We start from the raw sequence: 10968 nt of genomic DNA, 5'->3' as shown, positions 1-10968 counted from the left end.
GAGCTGGTGCAGGAGTCGCGTGCGGTGCTCCAGCCCGCCGGCGCGAACCTGGACCCGCGCACACTCCGGCACCTGTTCACGATACGGGCCAACGACGGCTTCATCGAGGGCTTCGCGCCTCGGCTGGTGGCCCGCGCCGCGCACGAGGCGCCTGGCGTGCGCCTGCGTTTCGCGCCCAAGCCCGACAAGGATGTCCGGCCCCTGCGCGAGGGGCTGCTCGATCTGGACATCGGCGTTCTCGGCGAGTCGGGCCCGGAGGTCCGCGTCCAGGCGCTCTTTCGCGATCGCTTCATTGCGGTGGTGCGCGATGGCCATCCCCTGCTCGCCGGACCTGAAATCACGGCCGAGCGCTACGCGGCCTGCGACCACGTGGTCACTTCACGCCATGGCCGGACCGTGGGACCGGCGGACGACGCACTCGCGGCGATGGGCCTGGTGCGCAACACCGCGGTCGTGGTGCCCAGCTTCGGCACTGCCTTGTCGATAGCGGCCGCGACCGACCTGGTTGCATTGATACCGTCCTCCTACTTCGAACACCTGAGGGCGCGCGGCACGCTGCGCTCGTTCCCGCTGCCGATGCCGACCGAGCAGATCACCGTGTCGCAGATGTGGCACCCGCGCCTGGACCGCGATCCTGCGCATCAGTGGCTGCGCGGGTTGGTGCTGGAGGTTTGCCGGCCGCTGAACGAGCGGACAAGCGCGCCGTGAATGCGCGGCTCCGCGGGACCGTCACAGCGACAGCGGCAGTCCCAGGTGCCGCTCGTAGACCATGTCCCRGTGCCGCAGCAGTACATCGTCCAGCGCTGCGTCGGTCACCGGCTCGCAGAACTCGAAGGCCCGGCGCGTCGTGGGGTCCATCCCGCAGATGGCGTGCGGCAACGGACGCATCAGCGCCAGCGCGGTCGCGCTGTAGATGTCCACTGCGCTAAGACTTGCGCCGATGTAGTAATCGCTGCCGGCCGCCTGCTGCGCCTTCAGGCGCGCCGCCAGCATCTTCAGCACAGCCACCACACGCGCGGGGGCACTCGCGCCCGCCTGTGGACTGAAGCCGTACTTCTTGCCGATGTATGCCGCGGCCGGCGCAGCGAAACCGCCCTCTCCTGCGAGGCCGGCCTGCACCAGTTGCAGGCGGCGCGACCAGGCCAGCCCCTGCTCGCCGCAGATCTCGTGGGCCAGGCCGAACATCAGCGCCCGCTCAGCCGCATCGGCCGGCAGCAGCGAAGGCTGCGGCGCGAGCCGCTCGCACAAAAGCAGGATGTCCGCCCAGCCCGAGCGCGGCGCCTCGTTGTTGTAGAAGGCCACGGGCGCGTTGCGCTGGCCGGCCCAGGCCTTGAGTTGCGGACTGTCGTAGGCCAGGCGCACCGCTTTCCACGGAATGCCTTTCACATGCAGGATGCCCTTGGCCGCCTCGGACCAGGGGCTGGGAATGTGGCCGACAACCACCATGTGCAGGCCGGTGCCGGCAATGGCTTCCTCAACGCTGATGTATTCGATGCTCATGCGCGCATTCTGCGCGATGCCCATGGCCTCGAACGAGGGTTCGTCGGGATGCCGCCGGCGCTAAACTGAAGCTCCCTTCTTCTTGCAGGAGACGACTTCATGGCCCGATTGCTCGTGCGCAGCTTCGGCGTTTCGCTCGACGGCTTCGCCGCCGGCCCGGACCAGAGCCTGGAGCACCCGCTGGGCGTTCGCGGTCCCGAACTCATGGACTGGTTCTTTCCCACGCGCGTCTGGCAGCAGATGCAAAAGACGGGCGAGGCCAACGGCGAGACCGGCATCGACAACGGGATGGCCGAACAAGGCTTTGCCGAGATGGGTGCCTGGATCCTCGGGCGCAACATGTTCGGGCCGGTGCGCGGTCCCTGGCCCGATGAAAGCTGGAAAGGCTGGTGGGGCGACGAGCCTCCCTATCACGTGCCGGTCTTCGTGCTCACCCACCATGCCCGCGCGCCGCTGAAGATGCAGGGCGGCACCACCTTCCACTTCGTCACCGGCGGCATCCACGAAGCGCTCGCGCTGGCAAAGGCCGCCGCTGGCGCGCGCGACGTGCGCGTGGGCGGCGGCGTGGCGACGGTGCGCGAATACCTGAAGGCCGGGCTGATCGACGAGTTGCACCTGGCCGTGCGTCCGGTGCTGCTGGGCAAGGGCGAGGCGCTGTTCGCAGGCCTGGACCTGCCGGCGCTCGGCTACCGCTGCGAACGGCAGGTGGCAGGCGAGAGGGCCACGCATGTGTTCCTGCGACGTAGCGCGCCTTGACGGGCATGCTCACGGCGCCGATGCGATGCCGAGTGCCCCGTCCAGTTCCTCGTCAGACACGAACTGGCCTGCCAAGGCCTGCCGCAGGCCGGTGATGGCGTCCTCGGCCAGCACGAGGCTGGCGTGCTCCGACTCGAGGGCATGGTAGTAGTCGAGCCGGCGTGCATCGACCAAGGCAAAGTAGCTCGCGCCGTTCTTGGTCAGCACCTTCTCCGCGCCGCCGCGGACCACATCTTCGGCCAGTTCAGTGAGCCGGACGCGCGCTTCGCTGATGGGAACAATGTCTGGTGCTCTCAATGGCATATTGCGGTATCCATTAAGGTTTGTATTCGCGTCAGTCTAACGTCCAAGCCTGCAACCGCAATCGCCCATTCACGCAAGCCCCATCGCCTCCACCTCGACCTTGAACCCGAAGTGCAGCGCCCCGGTCGGCACGATGGCCCTGGCCGGGCGCGAGGGTCCGGCCCACTGCGCATAGATCCTGTCGAACGCGGGCCAGTTGGCGATGTCGTCGAGATAGACCCTTACCTGCAGCAGCTTGTCGATGCCCGAACCCGCGGCGAGCAAGGCGGCCTGCACGTTCGCCAGCGTCTGCGCCACCTGGGCTTCGAACGCCGCATCCACCAGGCGCTCGCCTTCCGGCGTGATCGGCAGTTGCCCGGCAATGAAGACCAGGCCGCCGCCGACTGCGGCATGGCTGTAGTGGCCGCCCGGCCTGGCCAGCGCGGGCACTGCGACATGGACCGGGCCCGACATGTTGTTGGACTCGGCAGCGTTCTCACCAGCCATGGAAACGCTCCCAGGTTTGCACTGTGCCGTCCGCGGCCAGTGCCTGGTAGGCGGGAAACTGCGCGCCGGTGGCGCAGGCATGGTTGGGCAATATGCGCAGCCGGGTTCCGGCCGGGAAGCGCGCCACGATGTCCGGGTCCGCAGTGCCCTCGCGCGAGAGGATGCCGTGCTCCTGGTTGACGGCCGACAGCAGGTAGCCCTCGATGGGCAMGCCGTCCACGGTGCACACCTGGCCATAGCCGTAGTCGCGCTGCTGCTTGCCCGTGCCCCGGTCGCGGCTCATGGCCATCCAGCCGGCATCGACGATGGCCCAGCCCTTGTCGGCCTGGTGCCCGATGACGGTGGTGAGCACGCTCAGCGCAATGTCTTCTGTGCGGCAGACGCCCACGTTGCGCATCACCAGGTCGAAGAAGACATAGACCCCGGCGCGCAGCTCGGTGACGCCTTCCAGCGATGCTGCTTCCAGCGCCGTGGGCGTGGAGCCTACCGACACGATGGGGCACGGCAGGCCGGCGGCGCGCAGGCGCTGCGCGGCCTGCACGCAGCCCGCACGTTCCTGCTCGGCCAGGGCGGCCAGGGCCTGGGGCGTGTGCAGTTCGTAGCTGGAGCCCGCATGCGTGAGAACGCCGGCCAGGCGCATGCCGCCCTCGTGCAGCACGCGGCCGACGTCGAGCAGCAGGTCCTCGCCCGGCTTGATGCCGGAGCGGTGGCCGTCGGTGTCGATCTCGACGAGTACCTCGAAGGCGTGGCCATGTGCGCGGCCGTATTCGGCGATGGCCCGCGCGCCTTCGACGCTGTCGGTCAGGATCTGCAGCGCGCAGCCGCGCTGGCACAGGTCCAGCGCATGCGCGAGCCGGTGCGGCGCCATGCCGACGGCATAGAGGATGTCGGTCACGCCGCGGGCGAAGAACTGGTCGGCCTCCTTCAGCGTCGACACCGTGATGCCCGCCGCGCCGGCGGCAAGCTGGGCCGCGACCACATCGGCGCACTTGCTGGTCTTCACGTGCGGGCGAAAGCGCACGCCCAGCGCGTCGGCCTGCTGCTGCATGCGCGCGATGTTCCGCTGCATGCGCGGAAGCGCCACGATGGCGGCGGGGGTGTCGATGTCGGCAAGATTTGGGAAGTTGTTCTGCATGTTGTTCATTTCGGATCAGTCCAGGTATTGGCCCTTGGCCTTGAGGGCCGGCACGTCGTCGCGGATGCCGCGCGCAATGAGCGCGGCGACGGCGGCGGGCGTTGCATCGGCGGGTGCGGGCAGGTCGACGCCCAGCCCCTCCATCTGCTTGCGCAGCGCCGGATCGGCCACCGCCTGCTGCAGCGCGCCGGTCAGCCTGGCGAGCACGGGCTGCGGCGTGCCGCGCGGGGCGAAGAAGGCATTCCAGGAACGCACGTCCAGCGCATGGCCGCCTTCTGCCGCGGTGGCTGCACGCGGCAGCTGCGCGAGGCGCGTGCCCGACAGCACGGCGATGGCCTTGATGCGCCCGCCGGCGATCTGCGGCAGTGCGGTGGTGGTCTGGTCGCACATGAAATCGGTCTGCCCGCCCATCAGGTCGTTGACCGCCGGCGCCACGCCCTTGTAGGGCACGTGCGTGGCGTTCTGGCCGAGGGAAGACAGCAACAGCACGCAGCCGTGCCGATGGGCGCGAAATCGGCAACGGGGTCATAGGCCAGCTTCTTGTACAGCGCGAGGTTGGCCACATGCGTGCCGATGCCTCCGAACGAGATCGTGTAGCCATCGGCGGCGGCCTTGGTCGCCTTCGTCAGGCCGATGACGCCGTTCGCGCCGCCGAGGTTCTCGATGACGATGGGCTGGCCCAGCGGCGCAGCCATCTTCTGCGCGACGGCGCGCGCCAGTGCATCGCTGGGACCGCCTGCGGGGAAAGGAACGATCAGCGTGACGGGGCGATTCGGAAACGGCTGGGCGAAAGCACCGGGCGCGGCCAGCAAGCCGGCACTGAGGACAGCAAGGCTGCCGGCCAGGCGAAGGGAGTGGATCATGGGCAGGTCCTGGAGTGGTGGGTTGGATCAGGAAGCGGCCGGTCGGAAGCCGCGCAGCCATGGCAGCGCGCCATCGAGCGTGGGCGACTCGACCTCCGCCAGCGGCGCGCCTTCGGGCCGGGCGAGGCCGACGCGGTTGTGCCAGTAGGTGCGCAGGCCGACGCTGGCGGTGCCGAACATGTCGTAGCCTGACCCGGCAACGAAGGCCGCCTCGGCCGGCTGCACGTCCAGCCGCTCCAGGGCCAGCCGGTAGGGCCTGGGATCGGGCTTGTAGAAGCCCGCCTCCTCGGAGGTCACGACCACGTCCCAGTCGATTCCCAGGCGTTCGGCGGCGCGTTGGCCCAGGCGCCGCGAGCAGTTGGTCACCACGGCCAGCTTGCAGTGGGGCTGCAGCGCCCGCAGCAGTTCGGTGGCGCCGCTCCATGCGGGCAGCTCGTCCCAATGGTCGTCCAGCGACTGCGGGGCGCTCGCGGGCAACCCCACGGTGGCCGCGGCCTGCCGTACCAGGTCTTCGTACGGCACGTAGGCGCCGCAGCCATAGGTCAGCCGCAGGTATTCGGCGCGCCAGCTGCGGCCCATCTGCTCGGAGCCGGCAGCCGCGTTCCAGACGGTCCACGAATCGAGCAGCGCAGTGAGCAGGTCGAACAGCACGGCCCGGGGATAGCGCCCGGCCGCGGCATTGGGGGTCGAAGTGTTTTGCATGGCGCTCACTTTAGGTGCGCCAAGGTATCTTCGAGCTTCACTCTTGCGTCATCAATAGTTAAGCTCAGCTGAATGATGCAGATCGAAGACCTTCGCCTGGCTGCCGCGCTGCTGCGCGAGAGCTCGCTCAGCGCGGCCGCGCGCTCGCTCGGTGTCACGCCGCCCGCGCTGTCGATGCGCCTGCGCAAGCTCGAGGCCTCGCTGGGCCTGGTGCTGGCCAACCGCACGTCGCGCAAGCTGCACCTGACCTCGGAAGGCGAACGCTTCGGGCGCGAGGCCTATGAACTTTTGCTGAAGTTCGACGGCCTGCGCGAATCCCTGCAGCGCGACGACCGGCGCCTGAGCGGAACGCTGCGCGTGGCCGCGTCCTTCGGCTATGGCCGCACGCATGTCGCGCCGTGGCTGTCCCGTTTCTCCCGCCTGCATCCGGCCCTGCGGCTGCAGCTGGACCTGCGTGAAACGCCGTGGCCCGACAAGCACGATTCCGACGCGGTGGTGCACGTGGGCGCGGTGCGCGACTCGTCCTGGGTGGCGCACCCGCTCGCCTCCAACGAACGCTGGCTGTGCGCGAGCCCCGGCTACCTGCGCGAGCACGGCACGCCCCGCAACCCGGCGGACCTGGCCTACCACGCCTGCATCTGCATCCGCGAGAACGATGAAGACGTGACGCTGTGGCACATGCGGCCCGCGGGCAGCGGCGCCCGCAAGGGCGAGACGCTGCGCATCAACCCGGCCTTCGTCAGCAACGACGGCAGCGTGGCGCGCCAGTGGGCCGAGGATGGCCTGGGCATCGTGCTGCGCTCCCAATGGGATGCCGCCGAAGCGCTGGCCGCCGGCCGCCTCGAGCGCGTGATGGCGGACTGGGAATTTGGCGCCGCCCCGGTGGTGGTGCTGGTCCCCACGCGCAAGGGGCGCAGCGCGCGGGTGCAGGCGCTGGTCAGCTTCCTGGTGGAAGCGGCGGGGGCAGCGGGCCGGCCGAGCGCTGGGTGATGGAAAGAGGCCGGCCTTCGAGTGCGTCCTCTGCAGGCCCGGGCGGCGCCACCGATGCGCCTTCGATGCCGTGCCTGTTCAGCGCATCGGCCACGAAGCCGGACGCCTTCATCTCTTCCACGAAAACCCGCAATGCACGCGCCGCGTCCGCGCCCCGGGTCTTGGGTGTTCCCATGGCCTGCCGGATCACCATGAAGCGGCCAGGCAGCTGGCGAAGGCCGGCGTGCACGCGGCTGTCCGATTCGAGTTGCTGCCTCACGCCAGCAGCCACATCCAGGTTCTGCTCGAGGAAGGTCTGGACCACGGTGGGCGAAGTCGGTGCCCGCACGATCTGCGCATGCTTGAGTTCGCGCGTCAGGTAGAGGTCGTAGGCGCTTCCCTTGCCGACCGCGACCGCGGTTCCTTCGCGGTCGACCTCGTCGTTGTGCTGCAAAGGCGAACGCTCGCGGACGAGATAGCTGCCCTCGATCAGCACGTACGCCTCGGTGAACGCGATCTGCGCGCCGCGCACCGGGTCGATCGCAAAGAAGCCGATGTCGGCCTGCTCGTTGGCCACCGCTTCGACCGACTTTCCCGCGGCATCGAAGACCACCAGTTCCAGCGCGACGCCAAGGCGTTTCGCAAAGGCGCATGCCAGGTCCACCGAAACGCCGGCGGGCGCGCCGGTTGTCTTGTCCGCATGGGCGAGGATCGGGTTCCCGAGGTTGATGGAGGCGCGCAATGCGCCGGTGGGTGCGAACGCCCGGACGATGGCGGAATCGATGGTCATGGAGCTAGGTCTTGAGGATGCTGCTGATCTTCGCGAGATTGCGCAGCGTGCTGGAAAGGTGCTGGTGCATGGCCTTCGACGCTTCGTCGTTGCGGCCKCGCTCGAGCAGGTCGAGCAGGTGCAGGTGCTGCTGGCAGTGTTCCTTGTAGCGGCTGCGGTCCTGCATCGAGCGGTACGACAGCAGCCGGCGCACGCGGTTGACGCGCCGGATGGTGTCGATGAAGAACGCGTTGCCCGAGCCCTCGACCAGCGATTCGTGGAAGCGCACGCCGCGGTCGTGCAGCTGATCGGCGGTGTCGGTTTCGATGCCGCCTTCGAGCAAATGCTTTTCCGCTGCGCGGCAGCGCGCGATCACCTGGGGCGATAGGTGGTAGTTGGGCTCGAGCAGCGCGGCGGGCTCGAGCGCAAGGCGCAGCCGATACGACTGCAGCAGGCTGTCGGCGGTGGTCAGCATCGACGAAAACACCCAGCCGTAGCCCGGCTTCTTCTCGGCCCAGCCTTCATTGGCAATGCGACTGAGCACGCCATTCAGCTGCACGGGGGTGAGGCCGTAGCGTTGCTTCAGGAGCGCCTCGGGAAACTCATCGGGCAGCAGCCCCCTCAATCGATCGTCTGCGATGCGAAAGTACACCTCGGTCACAACGTCGGATTCTTCGAGTCCCAACTCGCCGGCGAGTGCCCTCGCCTCATTCTCGATGGGCTTCACCAGAAAGTAGCCCCGATTGGGCTGGCGCATGAGCACGCCCTTCTCGGCCAGCAGCGACAGCGCTTCGTTCACGGGAGAGCGCGACACCCGCAGTCGGTCAGCCAGAAGCTGCGCCGGCAGATGAGTGCCAGCCGGCATGGCGTCTGCCTGGATGAGGTCGAGAATTTGCGAGGGAATGGATTGATCGGTCCGCATAGGGGCGGATTCTCCAGCGATTCCGGTTATCTACGCGGCAGGCAGGGCTGCCGCGCCATGCTTCTTCATCATTTTTTGCAGGGTTGACGGAATGACGCCACCAGCCTGCAGAAGCTCGACCTCCAGCTTCGTCTCGACCGCCGCCACCACATCGAAGCACTCCGTGCGGCCACCGGCGCGGCGCAGCGTGACGGCAACAGGGCCGCGCGGGCGGATATTTTCGGGCTGCGCATCGACCTCGATGCAATCGCCMGGAGCCAGCCCGAGCGTGACAGGCGTCATGCCCGCAGGCAAGCGCAGTGGCAGCACGCCCATGCCGATCAGGTTGGAACGATGAATGCGCTCGAAGCTGTTGGCCAGCACAGCGCGAATACCCAGCAGCCGCTGGCCCTTGGCGGCCCAGTCGCGCGATGAGCCGGTGCCGTATCGCTCGCCCGCGACCAGCACGACCGAATCGCCCGATGCGCGATAGCGCTGCGCGGCCTCCCAGAGCGGCACCACCTCGCCGGTGGGCACGTGCAGCGTGTGTGCCACAGGGGCGCCAGGCGCCAGGAGGTTCTTCAGCGTCTTGCTGTGGAAGGCTGCCCGCACCATCACCTCCCAGTTGCCCCGCCGCGAGGCGAATACGTTCAGGTCGTCGCGGTCGTCGCCGCGCGCCACGAGGAAGTCGGCCACCAGGCTGTCCTTGGGAATCGCGCTGGCCGGCGAGATGTGGTCGGTCGTGATGTCGTCGCCCACCACGAGGAGCGGGTACGCGCTGTAGCGGCCGAGCATGCTGCCTTCCGACAAGGCGGCGAACGGGGGGCGGCGCAGCGCGGTGGAGGCGCGGTTCCAGGGGTAGAGCTCGGTGTCCGGTGCGGCGAGCGCATGCCACAGGGGGTTGCCGGTGGCGATGGCAAAGGCGCGCGGGTAATCCGACGGATCTTGCGAACGCGCGAGCGCAATTTCGATCTCTTCGGCCGAAGGCCACAGGTCCCGCAGATAAACCGGTTTGCCCTTGGCGGTGATCTGCACAGGGTCCACGCGCAAGTCCCGCTCCGCGTCTCCCGCCAGCGCGAAAGCGATGACCAGCGGCGGCGACATCAGAAAGCCAAGGTCGAGGTCGGGGTGAACCCGTCCCGGAAAGTTGCGGTTGCCCGACAGCGCCGCGACCGGATGGATCGCACCTCTGCCCATCGCGTCGTGAATCACCCTGGGCAGCTGACCCGAGTTGCCGATGCACGTCGTGCAGCCGTAGCCCACGATGTCGAAGCCAACCGCCGAGAGGTCGGTCGTGAGGCCGGCGCGCTCCAGGTAGGCCGCTGCCGCGGGCGAGCCCGGCCCGAGCGATGTCTTGACCCAGTGCGGCACCTTCAGGCCGAGCGCGCGCGCCCTGCGCGCGACGAGGCCGGCGGCAACCAGCAAGCGCGGGTCGGAAGTGTTGGTGCAACTCGTGATGGCTGCAATGGCAACCGGGTATCGGGGCATTTGGGTATCGACAGCCTTCGGCTCGAAGGCGAGCGCGGCCAGGGCCGAGGCGGCATCGCCATACCCCAACAGGTCTTGCGGGCGACGCGGGCCCGCGATGTGCATGTCGACCGTCTCCAGCGCGATGTGGAGGCCGCGCGTGTAGGTCGGCAGCGCTGCAGGGTCGAACCACAAGCCGGCCGCGCGGGTGTACGTTTCCACGCGTTCGACTTGAGCCCGCGTTCGGCCGGTCTCCAGCAGGTAGTCGATCGTGTGGCGGTCGACCGGAAAGAAGCCCGTGGTCGCGCCGTACTCCGGCGCCATGTTGGCCACCACGCAGCGGTCGCCTGCGGTCAAAGTCGATACACCGGGGCCGTAGAACTCCACGAACTCGCCGGAGACCCCGATAGCCCGCAGACGCTGCGTAACGACGAGTGCCAGATCGGTCGCCAGCACGCCCGGGCGCAGCGCACCGGTAAGTCGCACGCCGATCACATCGGGAATACGCAGCATGGTTGGCATGCCGAACATCACGGTCTGGGCTTCGAGTCCGCCCACGCCCCAGCCTAGCACGCCGATGCCGTTGACCATGGGCGTATGGCTGTCGGTGCCGATCATCATGTCCGGCACCAACCAGCGCAAGCCATCACGCTCTTGCAGCGTCACCACGGTGGCCAGCTGTTCCAGGTTGATGGTGTGCATGATCCCTGTGCCGGGCGGATTGATGCGCACGCCCCGCAGCACCTTCGAGGCCCAGCGCAGGAATGCGTAGCGCTCCGCGTTGCGCCGCACCTCGATCGCCATGTTCTCCTCGGGTGCGTCCTTGCGCGCGAAGGCCTCGACCGCCAGCGAGTGGTCCACCGACACATCCACCGGCAGGCTCGAGTTCAGCACCGACGGATCGACACCGGCCTCCGACAGCGTGCTGCGCATGGCGGCCAGATCCACCAGCGCGGGCGTGCTGGTCGTGTCGTGCATCAGCACGCGCCCGGGCTGGAAGGCGATTTCCGCTTCGCTGGTGCCGGTGTCGGTCCACGCGAGAAGCGCTGCCAGAGCGGCGTCTTTCTCGGCGCCTTCCATGTTGYGCGCGACGTTTTCCATCAGCAGGCGCAAGACC

Annotated in this window: 13 protein-coding genes; 3 read left to right on the top strand and 10 right to left on the bottom strand. The window is 68.4% G+C overall.

Annotated features, from left to right (window positions below; translation table 11 throughout):
- A partial coding sequence (locus AC1DOC_RS14850) for a LysR substrate-binding domain-containing protein (RefSeq protein ID WP_478130003.1) occupies window positions 1-708 on the top strand: 708 nt, incomplete at its 5' end.
- A gap of 21 nt (window positions 709-729) precedes the next feature.
- Here the strand turns inward: AC1DOC_RS14850 and AC1DOC_RS14845 are convergent.
- Window positions 730-1500 carry a glutathione S-transferase family protein gene (locus AC1DOC_RS14845; RefSeq protein WP_478130002.1) on the bottom strand — a complete coding sequence of 257 codons (771 nt, stop codon included), beginning with the start codon at window positions 1498-1500 and terminating at the stop codon, window positions 730-732.
- Between the two features lie 99 nt (window positions 1501-1599).
- Here AC1DOC_RS14845 and AC1DOC_RS14840 point away from each other — a divergent pair, with 99 nt between their 5' ends.
- A complete protein-coding gene (locus AC1DOC_RS14840; protein WP_018906928.1) occupies window positions 1600-2256 on the top strand; it encodes a dihydrofolate reductase family protein in 657 nt (218 codons plus the stop codon).
- Window positions 2257-2265: 9 nt separating this feature from the next.
- On the opposite strand, the gene AC1DOC_RS14835 is transcribed toward AC1DOC_RS14840, so the two are convergent.
- From AC1DOC_RS14835 to AC1DOC_RS14810, 6 genes are all read right to left on the bottom strand, one after another.
- On the bottom strand, window positions 2266-2559 hold the full coding sequence (locus AC1DOC_RS14835) for a type II toxin-antitoxin system Phd/YefM family antitoxin (protein ID WP_018906927.1): 294 nt from the start codon (window positions 2557-2559) through the stop codon (window positions 2266-2268).
- A 69-nt stretch (window positions 2560-2628) separates the two neighbouring features.
- Entirely contained in the window at window positions 2629-3045 is a 417-nt protein-coding gene (locus tag AC1DOC_RS14830) for a RidA family protein (RefSeq protein ID WP_018906926.1), read from the bottom strand.
- The gene (locus AC1DOC_RS14825; protein ID WP_478130001.1) at window positions 3035-4189 is read right to left on the bottom strand and encodes a DSD1 family PLP-dependent enzyme; all 1155 of its coding nucleotides are present in this window, start codon (window positions 4187-4189) and stop codon (window positions 3035-3037) included. The genes AC1DOC_RS14830 and AC1DOC_RS14825 overlap by 11 nt, the downstream gene beginning before the upstream one ends.
- Window positions 4190-4195: 6 nt before the next feature.
- A complete protein-coding gene (locus AC1DOC_RS14820; RefSeq protein WP_478130000.1) occupies window positions 4196-4663 on the bottom strand; it encodes a tripartite tricarboxylate transporter substrate-binding protein in 468 nt (155 codons plus the stop codon).
- Window positions 4591-5043, bottom strand: coding sequence for a Bug family tripartite tricarboxylate transporter substrate binding protein (locus tag AC1DOC_RS14815; RefSeq protein ID WP_478129999.1), 453 nt, complete (start codon window positions 5041-5043; stop codon window positions 4591-4593). The genes AC1DOC_RS14820 and AC1DOC_RS14815 overlap by 73 nt, the downstream gene beginning before the upstream one ends.
- A 27-nt stretch (window positions 5044-5070) precedes the next feature.
- Complete coding sequence (locus AC1DOC_RS14810) at window positions 5071-5745, bottom strand: HAD family hydrolase (RefSeq protein WP_478079318.1); 675 nt, start codon at window positions 5743-5745, stop codon at window positions 5071-5073.
- Window positions 5746-5817: 72 nt separating this feature from the next.
- On the opposite strand from AC1DOC_RS14810, the gene AC1DOC_RS14805 reads away from it, so the two are divergent.
- Window positions 5818-6735: a LysR family transcriptional regulator gene (locus tag AC1DOC_RS14805; RefSeq protein WP_015866214.1), complete on the top strand. Its 918-nt coding sequence runs from the start codon at window positions 5818-5820 to the stop codon at window positions 6733-6735.
- Here AC1DOC_RS14805 and AC1DOC_RS14800 read toward each other — a convergent pair.
- The 3 genes from AC1DOC_RS14800 to AC1DOC_RS14790 all read right to left on the bottom strand — a co-directional run.
- Entirely contained in the window at window positions 6683-7504 is an 822-nt protein-coding gene (locus AC1DOC_RS14800; protein WP_478079317.1) for an ABC transporter substrate-binding protein, read from the bottom strand. The genes AC1DOC_RS14805 and AC1DOC_RS14800 overlap by 53 nt on opposite strands.
- 4 nt (window positions 7505-7508) lie before the next feature.
- Window positions 7509-8405, bottom strand: a complete 897-nt coding sequence (locus tag AC1DOC_RS14795) for a GntR family transcriptional regulator (protein WP_015866212.1) — start codon at window positions 8403-8405, stop codon at window positions 7509-7511.
- A gap of 30 nt (window positions 8406-8435) precedes the next feature.
- On the bottom strand, window positions 8436-10968 hold a 2533-nt coding region (locus tag AC1DOC_RS14790), incomplete at its 5' end, for an aconitate hydratase AcnA (protein ID WP_478129998.1).

This window comes from Variovorax sp. 01T439_2 (assembly GCF_056398445.1).
The sequence above is the reverse complement of the archived record's forward strand: the minus strand, read 5'-3'. Positions and strand labels throughout refer to the sequence as shown.